Below are 17469 nucleotides of genomic sequence, written 5' to 3'. Positions count from 1 at the left end.
GGCGCTGACCGGTGCCGCCCAAATCCCTCCGGCTTGGTAAAAATCGACCGGTTTGGCAAATCCCTGCCAGTGCAGAGCGGCAGGGATTTCCCAAAGTGGCAGCAGATTCCCAAAGTGGCAGCAGAAGTACCGGCCTAAACCTCCGCCGGCTCCACCGACGAAAACGCACCGCGGTACTTCGCACCCGGATGCCGGGACGGCAGCCGGGCATCGCCGTCGAACAGTTTCTCCCGCAGCGTGCCGGGACGGTACTCCGTCTGGGCCAGGCCGCGGCGGCGCAGCTCCGGCAGCACCCCGTCGATAAAGTCCGTGTAAGAGCCGGGCAGGATCTGGTTGATGATGTTGATGCCGTCCACGCCGGCGTCCTGCCAGTCTTCGAGCCGGTCGACGATCTGCTCCGGAGTGCCGGCGATCTGCTGGTTGTAGGCGCGGTAGCGGGCGACATCGGCGATGGTCGGATTGCCGCCGGGCACCGACGCGAACAGCGCCTCCAGCACGCCGCGCGCCCCGTCGGTCCGCAGATCGCCCAGCGTGGTATCCAGCGGCAGGCCGCCGAGGTCGACGCCGATCCCGCCGCCAATGTGCGCGACAATCGCATCGAGGTCCAGATACTCGTCATACTCCGCCTGCTTTGCCTTCACCTCGGCCTCGGTGGAGCCGACGACGAAGGACAGCCCGGCGAAGAACTTGATGTCCTCGTTGCGCCGGCCCAGGCCGCGGGCCAGCGCCCGGACCGAGTCGGTGGTTTTCTTCGCGTAGGCGGTGTGCGGTGCGAAGATGAACACCGCTTCGGCGTTGGCGGCGGCGAACTGCTGGCCGCGTCCGGAGCTGCCGGCCTGGAACAATACCGGCGTGCTCTGCGGAGAGGGCGCGGACAGGTGCGGTCCGTCCACTGAGTAGCGCGGGCCGCGGTGCAGGATCTTGTGCACCTTCGCCGGATCGGCATGAAGCCCGGAGGTCTTGTCCTGCAGCAGGGCGCCCTCGTCCCAGGAGCCCTCCCAGAGTTTGTAGCAAACCTCCAGGTACTCATCGGCCCAGTCATAGCGGCTGTCATGTTCGGCCAGCCCGTCGCCGCCGAAGTTCCGGTGCGCGTTCTCCAGCACGCTGGTCACGATGTTCCAGGCGACCCTGCCGCCGCTGAGGTGGTCCAGGGTGGACAGCTGCCGGGCGAGCTGGAAGGGATGCGCCTGCACCACGGAGCTGGTCAGCGCCAGGCCGAGGTGTTCGGTCCGCGCCGCCAGTGCCGACTGCAGCACCAGCGGATCATTCGCCGGCACCTGCAGCCCGCGCTCCACATGCGAGGCCCAGCCGCCGTCGTGATTGCCGTAGAGCCCGACGACGTCGGCCAGGAACAGCGCGTCGAACTTTGCCGCTTCCAGCCGGGCCGCCAGATCGGTCCACAGCCCGAGCTCGTTGAAGCGGTGCTGCTGCGCCTCGGGATGACGCCACAGGCCGCCGAGGATGTGGCTGGTGGTGTTCATGGCGAAGGCGCTCAGGAGCAGCCGCGGGCGTTCGGCGAAGGTGGCCATCAGGAAACAGCTCCGGAGGTGGAAGGGGCGGCGGGCGAGGGCGTGGACGGCGCGGCGGCCGACGACGACGGCGCGGCGGCCGACGACGACGGCGCGGCGGTCGGCGACGGGGCGTCGCCGATGCTGTGCAGGCCGGTGGGAATGGTGCCGTTGACCACGTAGTCGCCGACGGACCGGGCCTTGAACGCGCTCGGGTTGTGGGTGGCGACCGTGCGGGCATTGCGCCAGTGCCGATCCAGGGCCTTGCCGCGGCTGACGGCGGAGGCCCCGGTGACGTCGAAGAGGGCGCTCGCCGCGTCCAGCACCAGGCCGGGCACCATGACGTGGGCCTGCTGCACGGCCAGTTCCGCACGCAGGAACGCCTCCTCGGCTGATAGCGCCAACGCAGGATCCGCTGCGGCGTCCAGATCCCGAGCCGCGGCGGTCACGACGGCTTCGGCGGCGTAGACCTTGGCGGCAAGCAGGCCAACGTGTTCCTGAATCAGCGGATCGTTGCGGAACAGCTCACCGGACCCGGTGTTAAAGGTGCGGGTGCGGGCCTGCACCAGGGCGGTCGCATCGCGCAGCGCCGCCCGGCCGATGCCGGCCAGGACCGCCAGCAGGAAGAGCTGGAAAAACGCCGGTTCCAGGGTGCTGGTGACCTGGCGCTGCAGGATGTTTCCGGCGTCCACCGGCACGTCGTCGAACACCGCGGTGCCGGTGCCGGTGAGCGGCTGGCCGAAACCGTCCCAGTCATCGACGATGCACACCTCCGGGGCGTCGGCGGGCACAACGGCGTACTGCCGTCCCTCCACCCCGGCGGTGCTGGCCATCACCACCACCCAGTCAGCGAAGATGCTGCCCGTGGTGTAGTACTTTTCGCCCTTCAACAGCCACTGCCCGTCCTGCTGCCGCAGCGTGGTGGCGGTGGTGCCCAGGACGTTGCCGGAGCGTTCGGTCGCGGCGTTGCCGAAAATCTGCCCGGCGAGAATCCGCGGAAACCACAGGTCCCGGAATGCCGCCGGTTGCAGGGCGGCCGTCTCGCCGAACGCGAAGTGGGAGCGCAGCAGATGCGCCACATTGGAATCCGCCGCGGCCAGTTCGATGAGCAGCCGGAACAGGTGCTCGGCGCTGACCGGGTCTCCGCCGTGTTCGGCCGGGACACGCAGCGCGGTGAAGCCGGAGTCCTGAAGCCACCCGACCTGCTCGAACGGCAGGATCCGGGACTGCTCGCGGTCCAGGGCTCCGGCGGCAATGCGGTCAAAGACCGGACGGAACCGGACGGCCAGGGCCGCGTACCGGGCCTCGCCGTCGGCGGGGAGGCGGTCCGGGGCGGGGCGGTTCTCGGCGGGTTTGTGGTTCGCGGCGGTGCGGTCGGTGGTGCCGTCCTGGGTTGGACTGGCGGTGGGGAGGCTCATGAGGTTCCTTTCGAGCGGGAGGCGGCGAGATCCCGGAGCCGGTGTCCGGGATTGGCGGCAAGAAGCCGCCGGGTGTATTCGCTGGCGGGATCGGCGAAGATCGCGGCGGTGGGTCCGGTTTCGACGAGCCGTCCGCGGTGCATCACCCCGACGTCGTCGGAGACTTGTTCCACCACGTGCAGGTCATGGGAGATGAACAGATAGGACAGTCCGAGGTCATCCTGCAGCGACTTCAGCAGCTCCAGGACCTGCGCCTGGGTCAGCACGTCCAGGGCGCTCAGCGCCTCGTCCAGGACCAGGGTCTTGGCGCCCAGCACCAGGGCGCGGGCGATGGCCACCCGCTGCCGCTGGCCGCCGGACAGTTCCCTCGGCCGGCTCCGGCCCACCCGTTCGGGCAGCCGGACCTGGTCCAGCAGCTCGGCGATCCGCGCCGCCCGCTCGGTCTTGGTGCCCACCCGGTAATTGCGCAGCGGTTCGCCGATGATCTCGGCGACGCTCAGCCGCGGATCCAGGGCGGTATCCGGATTCTGATACACCAGCTGCAGGCCGCGCCACAGCTCGCGCCGCGCCCTGCCGGCCAGGCCGGTGACGTCCCCGCCGGCAACCCGGACGGTGCCGCCGGTCGGGTCCAGCAGCCGCAGGATCAGCCGGGCCGTGGTCGATTTGCCGGAGCCCGATTCACCGACCAGCGCGAAGGTGGTGCCCGGACGGACCGCAAAGGACACCCCGTCCACAGCCCGGCGTTCCTCGCCGGTGCGGGAAAAAACCTTCACCAGGTCGCGGACTTCCAGCGCAGGCACGGCCGCCGGAATGCTCGACGGCGCTTCCGGGGAGGAGGCCGACGACGGCGGCTCGCCCGTCCGGTGTCCGCCGTCGCGCCGCCCGGGGGAGGCCTTCTCGAGCAGCTGCGCGGTGTACGGATCTTCCGGCCGGGTCAGGAGGTCCAGGACGGGGCGGTCCTCCCGGATGCGGCCGCCGTTCATGACGACGACGCGGGCGGCGTAGTCGGTGGCGACGGCCAGATCATGCGTCACGAAGATGACGGCCGTTCCGAAGGTGCGGGCCAGCCGTTCGAAGACCTCCAGCACCCGGCTCTGCACGGTCACGTCCAGGGCCGACGTCGGCTCGTCGGCGATCAGCAGGTCCGGCTGCAGCGCAAAGGCGATCGCGATCAGGACCCGCTGCTTCAGGCCGCCGGACAGCTCGTGCGGATACTGGTGCACGCGGTCCTCCGGGCGGTCGATGCCGACCAGCTCCAGCAGGGTGATGACCTCGCGGCGCAGCTCGGCGCGGGTGCGCAGCCCGGACCCGGTCTGCCCCGCGCCGGGATGCAGCCGGAAGATCTCGGACACCTGGGAGCCAATGGTCTGCACCGGATCCAGTGAGGCTCCGGGGTCCTGCGGAACCAGGCCGATCCGCCGGCCGCGCAGCCGCCGGAAGCCGCGGTCCGAGAGATCGGTGAGGTCCTCGCCGTCGAAGGTGAGGCTGCCGGCGGTTATGCGGCCGGTATCGGGAAGGAGCCCGATGATGGCGTGCGCCAGGGTGGATTTTCCGGACCCGGATTCCCCGACCACCGCGACGATTTCACCGCGCCGCACTTCAAGGTCGACGCCGGAAACGGCAGGCGGGGCCGCGGGGCCGAGCCCGGAAGTGGTGCGGCCGTAGTTAATGGTCAGGCCGCGGATCTGCAGAAGCGGTCCGGCGGCGGGACCGACAACTGATGCGGGACGGACAACTGATTCCGGCGGCGGCGCCACGGTGGCTGTGGAGGAGGTGCTGGTGCTCATGCGGTGTTCCTTTCTCAGAACCGGAGGCGCTGAAGCAGCTGCCGGCCGACGGCGGCCAGCAGGACCACGGTGGCGACGATGACGAGTCCGGGCAGCGAGGTCATCCACCAGGCGGTGCCCAGATACTGGCGGCCCTCGGCGATCAGCAGGCCCCATTCGGGTTCGGGCGGCGGAGCCCCGAAGCCCAGGAAGCCCAGCGAGGACACCACGAGGATGGCCGCGCCCAGATCCACGGCGACGAGCGAGAGCACCGGGCCGGCGGCGTTGGGCAGCAGATGCCGGCGCAGCACGCTCCAGTAGGTGCCGCCGGTGAGGAAGGCCGCCTCGACGAACTCCAGGTTCCGGACCCGGAGCACCTCGGCGCGGACCACCCGGGCGAAGGAAGCGATGGCGGCGATGCCCACGCCGATGCCGAGCGAGACCGGTCCCGGGGAAGAGGCTGTGACGATGATCAGGGCGATCAGAAAGCCGGGCACCGCGAGCAGGACATCGACCAGGCGCATCGTGACGGCATCGGCGGCCCGTCCGGCCGTGGCCGCGAGAACGCCGACCAGGGTTCCGGCGACGAGGCCGATCAGCACGGCCAGCCCGGCGGTCAGAAACGTCTGCGAGGTGCCGTGCACCACGCGGGCGAAAACGTCGCGCCCGAGGTGGTCGGTGCCGAACCAGTGCGCGGCCGACGGCGCGAGGAACTTCTCCCGCGGAATGCCGCTGATCGGATCCTGCCCGCTGAACAGGCCGGGGAAGAACGCCCAGGCGGCGATCAGCAGCACCGGCAGCAGGGTCAGGGCGAGGGCGGAACGGGAACCCGGCCGCCGTCGTCGTCGTGCCGGGGAAGCGGTGGCAGCGTCAGCCGGGCCGGGCGGGAGCGGCGCGCCGGCCGGAGCGGCGGGGAGGGAAATCTGTGTCATCGGGGAGCCTGTCGGAAGCGTGGTCAGGAGGCGAGGGCGGGGGCGGATCCCTGCCGGGCGTTGAGGATGCGCGGATCGAGCAGCGGATGCAGCAGGTCCACGAGGAGGTTGACCGCCACGAACACCGTGGCCGTCAGCAGGACCAGGCCCTGGACCAGCGGCACGTCCTGAGTGGTGACCGCCTGCAGGACCACCGAGCCCAGGCCGGCGCGGGCAAACACGGTTTCCGTGATCACCGACCCGGCGAACAGGGTGCCCACGGTGATGCCCAGGATGGACAGGGCGGGACCGGCGGCGTTTTTCAGCGCGTGCCGGTAAAAAATCCAGGCCGGGGAGGCGCCCTTGGCGCGGAGCACGTTGATGAACGGCTGCCGGTAGACCTGCTCCACGCTCTTGAGCAGCACCTGCGCCATGGGCGCGGACACATGGAGCGCGAGCACGACCACCGGCACGGCGAGGGAGAGGAAGGAACCGTCGGGGAACAGCGACAGCACGCCCAGCCGGATGGAGAGCAGCTCGAGCAGCACCAGTCCCAGCCAGAACACCGGGACGGCGGAGAACAGCGGCGGCAGGTTCGCCAGTGCCCGCCGCAGCACCGGCGACGGGGCCAGGGTGGCGGCGGCGACCACGGCCAGGGCGATGACGACGGCGGTGCCCAGGGCGGAGCCGGCCAGCGCCAGGGTGGAGCCGAGCGCGCCGCCGATGCGCTCGGTGACCGGTTCCCCGGAGGTCAGGGAGAAGCCGACGTCGCCGCGCAGCAGGGCGGCCAGCTGCTGGAGATACTGGACCAGCAGCGGCTGGTCATAGCCGTACTGGCTTTTCATGGTGTCGATTGCCGCCTGGTCGACGGCGGAATCGGAGGTCAGGAAGATGGTGACCGGATCGCTGGGCAGCAGCTGCACGGCGAGGAAAATCAGGGTGTAGGCGAGCCAGACCACCAGCAGCGCCTGCCCGATCCGGTGCGCGAGGTAACGGCCCACGGGTCAGCCGTCCACTTTCCAGGCGCTTTGGAAGATGGGCGCGGTGCCGGAGGTGAACTCGATGTGCGTGCTGCGGTGCGCCCCGTAGACCTGGACTTCGTCCCAGAGGACCAGCGAGAAGGCCTTGTCCACCACGAGGGCCTGCTGCTCGGCGGCCAGGATCTTGTCGCGTTCCGGGCCCGGGGCCGCGGCGCGCTCGGCGGCGAACAGGGCGTTCAGCTCCGGGTCAGAGGTGTGGGTCATGGTGTTGTTGGCCGGTTCGAAGATGGGCCCGAGTCCGCCGTAGATGAATTGGCGGGTGCCGTAGAATTCGACGTTCGGATCGGGCATGGCGGTGGTGAGGAACGTGTTGTCCCCGGCCCGGTTGTTCAGTTTCACGCCGATCTGCCGCCACTGCTGCTCGATCAGTTCAAAGGCCGGTTTGATGACCACCGAGTTGTTGGAGCTGGTGACCGTCACCTCGAGCTTCTCGCCGTCCTTCTCGCGGATGCCGTCGCTGCCGGGCTGCCAACCGGCGTCGTCCAGGAGCTTTTTGGCTTTGTCGGGGTCATAGGCCAGATCGGCGCTCAGGTCGACGAACCCCGGCGCCTGATGGTTCAGGACCGAGCCGGCCAGGGTGTAGCTCTCGGAGAGCACCGTGTCCTTGATGGACTGCCGGTCGATGCCGGCCTGCAGCGCCTGCCGGACCGCGGGATCGGCGAGCTTGCCGCTGCCGATCCGCACGGCCGCCATGTTCACGGTGAGGTCCACGCCGTCGGCCGCCACCACCTGATTGCCGCTGGCCGCCAGCGCCGCCTCATCCACCGGCTGCAGGCCGCGCACCAGATCGACCTGGCCGGACTGGACGGCGCCGGCGCGGTGGGCGACCTCGGGCAGGTACTTGATCACCACCTTGTCCAGGTGCGCCTCACCCGGATTGTCGGCGCCTTCAGGAGCCCAGGCGTAGCCGTCCCGCTTCGCGAGCACGACTTCCTCATCGGGTTTTTCCGACTCGTAAACGAACGGGCCGGAGCCGGAGATGGATGAGATGGCCGACTGTCCGGCGGCATCCTTCTGCAGCGTGGCCGGGGAGACGAGACCGGCGGTGACGGAGGACGTGGCGCGCAGGAAGTTGGAGTTCGGAGCATCCAGGGTGACCTTCACCTGGTCAGTGCCGATCACTTCGCTGGTCTGGTAGCCGGCGAAGTCCACGTTCGGCTGGATCTGCGCGGCGGGAATGCCATGGCCGAAGCTGTCCAGGTTGGCCTTTACCGCGGCCGCGTCGAGCGCCGTTCCATCGCTGAACGTGACGCCGGGGCGGATGGTGAAGGTGAACTCGGTGCTGTCGGCGTTGGCCGAGAACGCCGAGGCAATCCACGGCACCGGCTCGCCCTTCTCAGGGTCAAAGTAGGTCAGCCGGTCCAGCACTGAATTGAGCACGTTGGACTTCTCGTAGAAGCGTGCCGCCTGGGTCTGCCAGTTGTTGATCGGCGTGACTTCGGCGTAGACGAGGGTGCCGCCGTCGACCGGCTCTCCGGCCGGAGAGGCCTGAGCATCCGCGGCGTTGGCGCCGGCACTGCCGCCTTGCGCCCCCGATCCGCAGCCGGTCAGGGTCAGGGCTGCCGCGGCGAACAGCGCCGCGATCCGCAGGGGTGTGCGGGGGCCGTTGGGACGGCCGTTGATGCGGCCGGTTGGAGCAGGGCTGACCATGGGAGGGCCTCTCAGTTCGCACCGAGGAACACGGCATTCGAGCACGCTGGAGCCGTCACTGCGAGCGGTGCTGCAGTTACGGGCCACCGGAGAAGTGAGTCCATCGGTCCTGGCATGAGCACCGTCCCCGAAGGGTGGTTGCTGCGACTTCAACGAGCCAGGTCTCTCAGCCGCTCTGGATGGTAAAGGTGTCCGGATTGGATAGGCGGACAGCACCATGGAAGCGCGGTTTGTCCTCGGCGGGCAACACAATGACGGCCTGTTTCCCTAAGCGCCGGTCGGTGACGTTTTACGTCGCGCCGTGTCATAAACGGCGTCTCCATGAAGGTCCGGGGTCTCCAAGACCTGCCGCCGAGGCGGACTATAGGTACCGTCCGATACTGGGGCGGCGCGACGGCGTTCGGCCGGGTTTCGGCGTCGAGCGTTCGCCGGGGTTCCGGTACCGCACCCGCCGCCGGGCGTCGCTGAGCAGTTTCACGCCGTCGACCATTGTTTCGCGCAGGTCCATGAGTGCGAACTGGTGCCGTTCCGGTGCGCGGGCGGATTCGCGGAGGTAGCGGGTGCAGGCGGAGGCCATCCGCATCAGGACATCGGTGTTGGCGGAATTGCTGCGCAGGTGGGCGAGGGTTTCAATGATGCGGTCGCGTGCGTCCAGGACGGTGGCGCGGCAGCGTTGCGCGTCGTCAGCGCCGTCGACGACGCGCGGTTCGATCGCAGCCAGCGGCCGCTTCAGGTGCAGGTCGGTGATCAAGGCGTTCAGGGCTGCGGTTTCATCCCGGCGGTCGATGCCGGCGCGGACGCTCCAGCCGGCGCTCGCGCCCAGAACCAGGGCGACTGTTGAAGGGATCAAGGCTGCCAACCAGTCCATCCTGACCTCCGGAAGAAGCGTTCTCCGACGGTACCTGCCCGGCTCGAACCCGGGACAGGGGAGGAGTCCGCTGTCGGGGTTCCGAGGGCAACTTTGGGTGTGTGGGTTTGCGGGTGGGGCCGGGCCGAGTTCCGCGAGTTTTTCTTGAGGACCGCTCCTGTCCGCATATCTACTGCCGGATGGCGCCGCGCGCCGCTAGCGTTAAGGCCTACGCGAGGAGAAGCAGATGGCTATGGCTATGGAACTGGCACGCGTGGTGCAACAGGAGCGTCTCATGGAAGCGGAAACCAGGCGACGTCGGCAGGCGGCGAAGCGGATGGCGGCAGAACGGGCGGCAGCAGAGCGTGCGAAGGCCCGGCCCGCAAGCGGAGTGCAGGACGGGCCGAAGGTCGAGTGGCCGGTCTTTTCACTGCGGATTGGCCGCTACCAATTCGTCGGGTTCAAGACCGTTCGACTATAAAAAAGGCTTTCGATTAGCGGCGATCAGGATTTGGCTGCAGAGGCGCACCCAATTGGCGGCGGATAATCTCGACGGCCGCCTCTGTTACTCTGTGCTTGATGCATTTGCATACATTTACAGAGCTTAAATCCTGGGGGAGATCCATGCCTTTCCGACGTACATTGTCCTGCCCAATTTCCACCAAGGGCGGGGAGCCGGAAAGGCACCGGCGTCCCCGGGCTCTGGCAGTGGCCGGCCTGACAGCGGCCGTCCTGGCCGTAGCCGGTTGCGGAGCCGACGAGTCCGAACCCGCCGCGGCCCCGCCGTCGCCCTCGGCAACCAAGAGCGTGACGCCCTCCCCGACGCCATCCCCGACCCCGACTCCCACGTCCACGGTGGTCGCCGGCAAGTCCTGTGTGGCTGCCGGGAAGACCGAAACCGTGAGGACATCGGCCAGCCCCAGCCCCACGCCGACAACCTCGGCGTCACAGCTTGCGTCAAAGTCCGCGTCGGCCTCTCCCTCTCCCTCTCCCACGAGCACGCCTTCGCCGACGCCCACGACGACGTCGTCGGCGAGCACGTCCGTGGTTTTTGTCTGCACGGAGGATGACGACGGAACCCTGATCTGGATGGACAGGGACAGTTCCACCAGGGTTCTGGCCGACCGCCAAGCGGCAGCCGACCAGAAGGTTGCCGACGAGCTGGCGGCCGCGGAAGCCGCTGAGGCACAGAAGATCGCTGACGAGCAGGCGGCAGCCGCCGAGGCGCAGCGCCTGGCCGACGAGCAGGCAGCCCAGACGTACATTCCCCCGGCTCCGGCCCCTGCACCGGCCGCGCCCGCGCCCGCGCCGGTTGTTCCGGAGCCCGCTCCGGCAGCGGCCTACTATCCGAACTGCTCCGCGGCCCGTGCCGCCGGAGCAGCACCGGTCTATGCCGGCGGACCGGGCTACGGAACCCATCTGGACCGCGACGGCGACGGCGTCGCCTGCGAATAGGACCGTTCGGCGGCCCGGAACTGTTATTCCTCGAAAATAATCACCTGGCGAATGGCCTTGCCATCCGCCAGCAGGTCGAGGGACTCGTTGATTTCGCTGAGTTTGATCCGTCCGGAGATGAGCTCATCGACGGGCAGCGTTCCGTCCCGCCACATCTGCGCATAGATGGGGATATCGCGGGACGGAACGGCGGATCCCAAATAGGAGCCAACAATTGTCCGGGCCTCGGCGGTCAGCCCGAGCGGCGTTATCGTTGACCGGGCGTCCGGCGAGGGCAGGCCGACGGTGACGGTGGTGCCGCCGACGCCGGTCGCCGCGACAGCCGTCTCGAAGGCTTTCGGGTGACCCGCGGCCTCAATCACCACGGGTGCCTTGATGCCCTTCTCGGCAATTTCCTGCGGGGTGTAAACCTCGTCGGCTCCCAGTTCGCGCGCCCGGACGAGCTTTTCAGGATTGGCGTCCACACCGATGACCTTGCCCTTGCCCAGTGAGATGGCGGTCAGCAGGGCGGCCATGCCGACGCCGCCGAGTCCCACCACCATGACGGCCTGTCCGTCTTCGGGGCGGCCGGCGTTGATCACCGCACCACCGCCGGTCAGCACGGCGCAGCCGAGGACGGCGGCGATTTCCGGCGGCACGTCGGAACCGATCGGCACCACTGACTGCCGGTTCAGCACCGCGTGGCTGGCAAAGCCGGAAACCCCGAGATGGTGGAAGACATCCGAACCGCCGCGATGCAGGCGAAAGTGCTCGCCGAGCAGATGACCGGCGTTGTTCGCGGCGCTGCCGGGGGTGCAGGGCAGCTTGCCGTTTGTCCGACAGTTCCCGCATTCCCCGCAGCGGGGCAGGAACACGGTGGTGACCTGCTGTCCAATGTCCAGGTCAGTGACGTTGGCGCCGACTTTTTCGACGACGCCGCTGGCCTCGTGTCCGAGGAGCATGGGCGTAGGCCGGGTCCGGTTGCCGTCCACCGTCGAGAGATCGGAGTGGCACAGGCCGGCCGCGCGGATCCGAATCAGGACTTCATCCGGCCCCGGATCGTCCAGATCAAGTTCGACGACGCGCAGCGGCTGCGAGTCGGTGTAGGGGCGGGGGAGTCCGGTTTCTTCGAGAACCGCTCCGATAATCTTCATTGATTACTCCTTGTGGTGGGGAATTCGGCAAGCACGCCCTGATTCTTGCCGATCGAACGGTCAAAGACGAGGCGTTCCTCCGCGTGGTTTTGGGCGTGCGTCTCGCAAACTGAACTGATCCGGTTGCGGCCCGCCGTGTTAGGCTCCATCGACTAACAGTCTTGCTTTACCGGGGAACCGCATTTGCGGTTTGCCGGGCTTTCCGGGGGAAATCTTTTGAATTTCTGCATGCCCTGTGGTGCAACGCCCGGCGCCGCCGAGACCCCGGCGATTAACCATCACACGAGGGAAGTGCAATGAAATTCTGCGTTCAATGCGGACAACAACTGGCTTCGGAAGCTCGCTTCTGCGGCAGTTGCGGTACTCCGGCACCCGAACAGACGACGGCGGCCGGCTCCCGAGGCGTTCCGGCCTCCGGGAACCACGCCCCCGAAGCCCAGCGGCAGCATGAGTTTGCGATGTCCGGCGCCTCCGCACCGGCCAACGTATCCGCGCCGGCCGCCTCCGCACCGGCCGCCTCTGCGCCGGCCAGGACCCGCAGCGCTTTTGCCGGCATTCCGGTGAGCGACTATGTGCGCGACGGCGTGGCCGCCCTGGCCCTGATCATGTCCCTGTTCATGGTGTGGACCTACGGCACCGGAGGAGACTGGGTTCCCTCCAAGGCCGCCACTCGGGTGGACGTCATCCTGATTACGCTGATCAGCCTGCTGTCCCTGGGGCTGACCTATGTGTGGCGCGCGGGGGTCTTCGGACCCAAGGTGGGCTACCGCAAAATCCAGGACCTGAAGCTGCTGGCCAACCTGCCGTATGCCCTGCTGGTCCTGGTTTATGTTGTCCTGCATCTGGTCACCGCGGGCCGCTACGAGGCGGGCAGTGTTGCCACGCTGGGCCCGGCGGTGGCGTTCGGTCTTGGCGGCGCACTCTTGGCAGCTCAGCCGCGGCGCGGAGAAATTGCGCCCGGCAATGTGGACGAGCCACGGAACCGTCGCTGGATTTACATCACCCTGGGTATTGCCGGACTGGCCGCCGTGGTGGCCCTGGTGCAGATCATCCGCTACTGGGTGGCCTTCAGCGACACCAGTGCTGCAGCCTTCGCCGGCTGGGGAACGCTCACCACTCTGATGGCGCTGGCCAGCCCGGCCCTGCTGGTGTTCATCGCCGTACAGGTTCACAAGCGGTCCGACCGCTGGCGCACCGTCGGCGTTGCCCTGGCCATCGGTGCCGGTTTCCTCTCGCTGCTGGCACTGTTTGAGGACCTGACCCTGCTGACCTTGGCCTTGAACGCCCTCAGCCCCGGCTTCTCCCTGCTCTTCTGGATGGCATTTGGCGCCGCCGTTTCCGCGCCGTCGATCGCCCGGCTGACCGGGGACTCCGCGGTTGCACCGACGGATCCCCGCACTGCCCTGCAGCCGTTCCTGACGGTGGCCGCCGGATTGAGCGCTGTCCTCGCCCTGGGCGCGGTCATCAGCGTGATCACGCACGTGGCGGCTGATTACTCCGACGGCTTGGTGCCGCAGGTGATTGCCCTGTTCTTCGGCCTGCTTCTGACCGCGGGAGCCATTGCGGCTAAGCGCCTTACGGCCAAGGACGCACGCCTCGCCTACATTGTCCTCAGCGGCTACGCGGTACTGCTGTTTGTGCTGGGCCTGGTGCTCGTGATCGTCTGGGCGGTGCAGGAGCAGGGCTACTTTGGCCCGATCATCATGCTCCTGACCTTCGTGGTGCCGGCTGCCATCCTGGCTACTCTCTGGTTGCCGGCCGCCTCGCGGGCGCACTTCCGGTCCCTGCCGTCGTCGAACGGCTCCGGAGCCTCCGGCTTCGCCTTTGCCGGTACTCCCGCTACTCCCGGCGCCGTCCAGCCCGTCCAGCCGGTGCAGCCGGTCCAGCCGGTCCAGCCAGCGACGGCGACGGCGAAGGCCGAATCGGCCGAACCCGGAATTGCCGAGCAGGCAGCGGCCCGACACGAAACGGCAGCAGAAACGGCCGCAACGGATGCGGCATCGAACTCAGCTCCGGCAGCTGCCCGGGCGGCCGCCGTCGTTCAGCAGCCTGTGCTTGCCGAAGCAGCCAACCCGGCAACTCCGTTGGCGCGGTTGCAGGAAATCGTTGCCAACCATCCCGAGGCCCGAGCGGTGGTGGCGGCCAATCCGTCGACTTATCCGGCGCTGCTGACGTGGCTCGGGCAGCTGGGCGATCCCGCCGTGGATCAGGCGATTCGCCAGCGCAGCTAATGAGGCGGTTGGCGGCCGGCGTGCTGTCGCTGGCGGTGGCGGGGATACTATTGGCGGGCTGCTCGCCTGCTCCTGCTTCCGACGACAGCCCGCTGTCCGCTGCCTCCCCGGCGCCGTCGCGCTCCACCGTGAGTGCGGGGGATCCGGACTTGCCCGCCATGCCGCCGACCCCGGCGCCGTCCGCCGTCGTGGACGATGCCGCCGCGGACGATGCTGGCGAACGCCTGAGAGCGCTGGTCGGGGACGCCGGCAGGCCCGCGGAGGTGGCCCTGCTCGGAGACTCCTTTGCCGCCGGTGAAGGCGCAGGCTCCTATCAGCCGGTGCGCGGTGTGGCGGACAGCCTCTGCCACCGCAGCGCCGATGCCCTGCTGGCCGACGCGGCCGGGACTCCGCCATCGCCCCCGGGGACCGCAATCCTCCACAACCTTGCCTGCTCCCGGGCGCGGATGTCTTCCGTGACCGCGGCGCAGGCTGTGGAGGGGCACGGGCCGGAGGGCGTGCCCGCGCAGCTGGAGCAGCTGGCCGGAATCCGGCCGGACCTGGTGCTGCTGTCGATCGGTGGAAATGACCTGGGCTTCGCCGGCCTGCTGCAGGCCTGCGTGGTGGACACCGAGCCCTGCGGCCAGGATCCGGCCCTGCGGGAGACCACCCGGCAGCAGCTGCTCCAGCTGCAGGCTCCGCTCACTGACGTGTACCGCACCTTGGGTGCAGCAACGCCGGCTCCGGTGCTGGTCCTGCCGTATCCGCGGCTTTTCGACGCCGGGGCAGAGGACTGCGGAAGGCTTTCGTCCACTGAACTGGCATTCGGCCTGGAGATCACCGACGCATTGAACAGCACCATCGAGCGCTCGGTGCAGGCGGCCAACCTGCCGAACGTGCGGTATGTGAATGCCCTGGAGGACTCGTTCGCCGGGCGGGGAGCCTGCAGCCCGGATCCGCTGGTGAATACTGCCCGGTTCGGTCCGCTTCTGAACGCCGCGACCTCGGTGCCGGCGTCCCAGGAGGTGCTGCATCCAACGCAGGAGGGGTACCGGGTTTTGACCCGTGACCTGCTTCGGTGGCTGGAGGAAAACCCGATGTAAACGGTGAAGGAACACCCGATGAAAAAAGAGGCAGGGGCCAGCGGGGCTGGGGGAATTGCGCCGCCTGAGTTGCCGCGCAGCACTGCCTTTCTTTGCGCTAGGCCCGAATGGGCGATGTTAGAATTCCACAACAATCGAGTTGTCATTTCCGGCATTCTCACGGAGAATGCCGGATCTGACTATGGGGGAACAAAAGAATGACTTACTGCATGTCCTGCGGCACCAAACTAGAACCGGAATGGCAATTCTGTGCCAACTGCCGCCATCCCGTCAGCGAAAGCGGGGATCAGCAGGGCACAACGGACACTGCCACGGCTGCGGGCGCTGCAGGCGCCCCAGCCTCGCCGGCTGCCGCTGACCCGACCGGCAGGGCGACGACGCCGGCTGCCGCTGATGCGACCGGCCCCGCGGCCAGTCCCGCGGCCGGCCCGGAGACCGCCCCGGTTCCCCCCAACGGTGCAACGCCGATTACCGAAACCGGCGGCCGCGGGCCGCAGGATCCGTCAGGCCCCGGTGGATCCGGTGGATCAGGCGGCGACGGGACCGGCGGTCCCGACGGCCCCGCAACACCCCGCAAGAAAACCAACCGCAAGGCCATCATCATCTCGACCATCGCCGTCGTACTGGTGGTGGTGGGCGTGGGAGCCTTCCTCTTCATCCAGAACATGCTGCGCGGCGGCGCGGGCTCACCCGAGAAGGTCGCCGAGAACCTGATCGAATCCATCGAGACCAAGGACGCCATCGGCCTGGTCACCATGGTGGCGCCGGCGGAGCGCGACACCCTGCAGCGGCTGCAGGAAGGCCTCACCGAGAAGGTCGAGGAGTTCGGCATCCTCGAAGCCGCCGACAAGGTTGGAGAAGACACCGGGGAAACCGACACCGAGGTCAACTTCGACGGCATCACCGTGACGTTTGAGAACGTCGAACCGGAAATCGAGGAGGTCGATGACCAGCTGGCCGTGCTGAAGTTCACCTCCGGCACGGTCCGTGTCCAGGTCGATCCCGAGCAGACCACGGGAGCCATCCGGTCCGGCCTGGAGGCGGCGGACGAAATGGAACCGATCGATGAGACCACCGATCTCGCCGACGTCGGATCAGAAGACAAACCGCTGCTGATGGCCGCCGTGAAGGACAACGGGCGCTGGTACCTCAGCCCGCTCTACACCGGCCTGGAAATGGTCACGCAGTACACCGACACCGCCCGCGGCACCCTGCCCGAGGGCACCGACGGCAGCGGTTCGCCGGCGGAAGCCGCGCAGTCCCTGATCGGGGCCGTGCCGGGCATCCTGCAGAGCGGTAAGTTCACTGACCTGGGCAACTACCTCAGCAGCTATGAGGGCAACGCCGTTCATTACTACGGCGGCGCGCTGAACGAACAGATGGACGGCGGCATCAACGTCGACATCGAGATGACCGCCAATTCCTTCCAGGACGCGGAGGAGGACGGCGACCGGGGCCTCGCCACCGTGGAAAACCTGGAAGTGGATGTGGAAGGCGACACCATGCGCCTGACCTCGGACTGCATCGAGCTCGAGGGATCGGACGAAGTCTGCCGCGGCAAGTCCGGCTACGTCATGCACGGCGAAGCCGACGGCGAATCCGTCATGCGTGCGCTCCCGCCGCTGAGCCTGTCCAGCCTCAAGGAGGACGGCAAGTGGAAGGTCAGCCTGATGGACACCAGCACCGACTGGGTCCTGCAGTGGCTGGATACCATCACCCGCGAGCAGGCTCTGGCGATGCTGGATCTGGCCCGCAGCGAAGATGCCGCAGGAACCATGGTGCTCGGCGAGGAAGCGGACGTGAAGTTCAACTCGGCCGGCTATGCGGTCATGAGCCTGGAAATGGACGAAGCGACCCAGCTGGACAGCACTGACGAGTACAGCAGTTTCACTGTCTATTCCGCGGACGGCAAGGAAGAGATCACCAGTTCCGGGGACTACCAGCCGGAGGAAACCCCTGCCGGCGAGTACAAGGTTGTTGTTTTCGCCGGTGACGAATGGGCCGACGAGTTCGCCGGTCAGGGCAACGACGTGGAGTATTCCAGCACAATGACGTTCGACGGCGTCGTTGAGCCGCCGACGATCAACGGTCTTCCCGGCGAAGACTACGGCTACCTCAGCGTTGACGGCTACCCCGGCTCCTCCGAGGAGTTAAGCCTTGAGGTTCCCAAGGGCAACAACGTTGACCTGGTCATCACTGCCATGGGCAGCTACGCGGAATGGGACAAGCCCGGCACCCTCGTGCTGACGCTGGACGGCAAGGACTACACGGTGCCGGTGGGCAACGACGAGGAAGAACTCGTCATCCCCTACCCCGACGGCGCTGAGGAGCTGGTGCTGAAGCTCGAACTGAAGAAGGGCGGAGGCAGCGGCAGCGAAGTCGATTACAAAATCAGCTTCAAGTAACCCGGCTGAATAGACAGCACACC

The 17469-nt window shown here is 67.9% G+C and carries 15 protein-coding genes, 1 pseudogene and 1 riboswitch; of the genes and pseudogenes, 7 read left to right on the top strand and 9 right to left on the bottom strand.

Features of this window, described 5'->3' with window-relative positions:
• Nucleotides 1-134 precede the first annotated feature (134 nt).
• The 7 genes from QNO00_RS13760 to QNO00_RS13730 all read right to left on the bottom strand — a co-directional run bounded on the left by QNO00_RS13760 (nt 135) and on the right by QNO00_RS13730 (nt 9152).
• On the bottom strand, nt 135-1529 hold the full coding sequence (locus QNO00_RS13760; RefSeq protein WP_284024905.1) for an LLM class flavin-dependent oxidoreductase: 1395 nt from the start codon (nt 1527-1529) through the stop codon (nt 135-137).
• Entirely contained in the window at nt 1529-2926 is a 1398-nt protein-coding gene (locus QNO00_RS13755) for an acyl-CoA dehydrogenase family protein (protein ID WP_284024904.1), read from the bottom strand. The genes QNO00_RS13760 and QNO00_RS13755 overlap by 1 nt, the downstream gene beginning before the upstream one ends.
• A complete protein-coding gene (locus tag QNO00_RS13750; RefSeq protein ID WP_284024903.1) occupies nt 2923-4713 on the bottom strand; it encodes a dipeptide ABC transporter ATP-binding protein in 1791 nt (596 codons plus the stop codon). Before QNO00_RS13750 ends, QNO00_RS13755 begins: the two co-directional genes overlap by 4 nt.
• 14 nt (nt 4714-4727) lie before the next feature.
• Nucleotides 4728-5624, bottom strand: coding sequence for an ABC transporter permease (locus QNO00_RS13745; RefSeq protein ID WP_284024902.1), 897 nt, complete (start codon nt 5622-5624; stop codon nt 4728-4730).
• Nucleotides 5625-5647: 23 nt separating this feature from the next.
• Nucleotides 5648-6604, bottom strand: coding sequence for an ABC transporter permease (locus QNO00_RS13740; RefSeq protein ID WP_284024901.1), 957 nt, complete (start codon nt 6602-6604; stop codon nt 5648-5650).
• Between the two features lie 3 nt (nt 6605-6607).
• Complete coding sequence (locus QNO00_RS13735) at nt 6608-8293, bottom strand: ABC transporter substrate-binding protein (protein WP_284024900.1); 1686 nt, start codon at nt 8291-8293, stop codon at nt 6608-6610.
• 97 nt (nt 8294-8390) lie between these two features.
• Nucleotides 8391-8479: riboswitch (SAM riboswitch) on the bottom strand.
• Nucleotides 8480-8654: 175 nt separating this feature from the next.
• Nucleotides 8655-9152: a DUF6650 family protein gene (locus QNO00_RS13730; protein ID WP_229964476.1), complete on the bottom strand. Its 498-nt coding sequence runs from the start codon at nt 9150-9152 to the stop codon at nt 8655-8657.
• Nucleotides 9153-9393: 241 nt separating this feature from the next.
• Here QNO00_RS13730 and QNO00_RS13725 point away from each other — a divergent pair, with 241 nt between their 5' ends.
• Nucleotides 9394-9621: a hypothetical protein gene (locus tag QNO00_RS13725; RefSeq protein ID WP_284024899.1), complete on the top strand. Its 228-nt coding sequence runs from the start codon at nt 9394-9396 to the stop codon at nt 9619-9621.
• Between the two features lie 13 nt (nt 9622-9634).
• Here QNO00_RS13725 and QNO00_RS13720 read toward each other — a convergent pair whose 3' ends face one another.
• Nucleotides 9635-10249, bottom strand: a complete 615-nt coding sequence (locus QNO00_RS13720) for a hypothetical protein (protein WP_284024898.1) — start codon at nt 10247-10249, stop codon at nt 9635-9637.
• On the opposite strand from QNO00_RS13720, the gene QNO00_RS13715 reads away from it, so the two are divergent.
• Complete coding sequence (locus QNO00_RS13715; protein ID WP_229964478.1) at nt 10230-10595, top strand: excalibur calcium-binding domain-containing protein; 366 nt, start codon at nt 10230-10232, stop codon at nt 10593-10595. The genes QNO00_RS13720 and QNO00_RS13715 overlap by 20 nt on opposite strands.
• Nucleotides 10596-10618: 23 nt before the next feature.
• Here the strand turns inward: QNO00_RS13715 and QNO00_RS13710 are convergent, their stop codons facing one another.
• Nucleotides 10619-11728, bottom strand: a complete 1110-nt coding sequence (locus QNO00_RS13710; protein ID WP_229964479.1) for an alcohol dehydrogenase catalytic domain-containing protein — start codon at nt 11726-11728, stop codon at nt 10619-10621.
• 296 nt (nt 11729-12024) lie between these two features.
• On the opposite strand from QNO00_RS13710, the pseudogene QNO00_RS17410 reads away from it, so the two are divergent.
• The 5 genes and pseudogenes from QNO00_RS17410 to QNO00_RS13690 form a co-directional block, all read left to right on the top strand.
• Nucleotides 12025-12090: pseudogene (locus QNO00_RS17410) on the top strand (zinc-ribbon domain-containing protein); the annotation flags it as partial.
• Between the two features lie 96 nt (nt 12091-12186).
• Nucleotides 12187-13959 carry a DUF7937 domain-containing protein gene (locus QNO00_RS13705; RefSeq protein ID WP_284024897.1) on the top strand — a complete coding sequence of 591 codons (1773 nt, stop codon included), beginning with the start codon at nt 12187-12189 and terminating at the stop codon, nt 13957-13959.
• Nucleotides 13959-15041, top strand: a complete 1083-nt coding sequence (locus QNO00_RS13700; protein ID WP_284024896.1) for an SGNH/GDSL hydrolase family protein — start codon at nt 13959-13961, stop codon at nt 15039-15041. The genes QNO00_RS13705 and QNO00_RS13700 overlap by 1 nt, the downstream gene beginning before the upstream one ends.
• 18 nt (nt 15042-15059) lie before the next feature.
• Nucleotides 15060-15242: a hypothetical protein gene (locus QNO00_RS13695; protein WP_229964481.1), complete on the top strand. Its 183-nt coding sequence runs from the start codon at nt 15060-15062 to the stop codon at nt 15240-15242.
• On the top strand, nt 15239-17446 hold the full coding sequence (locus QNO00_RS13690) for a zinc ribbon domain-containing protein (protein ID WP_284024895.1): 2208 nt from the start codon (nt 15239-15241) through the stop codon (nt 17444-17446). Before QNO00_RS13695 ends, QNO00_RS13690 begins: the two co-directional genes overlap by 4 nt.
• Nucleotides 17447-17469: the final 23 nt, after the last annotated feature.

Origin of the sequence: Arthrobacter sp. zg-Y1219, from assembly GCF_030125545.1 — a bacterium.
Lineage (GTDB): Bacteria > Actinomycetota > Actinomycetes > Actinomycetales > Micrococcaceae > Arthrobacter_B.
Note: the sequence above shows the minus strand (reverse complement) of the source record. Positions and strands in the feature narration are given on the sequence as shown.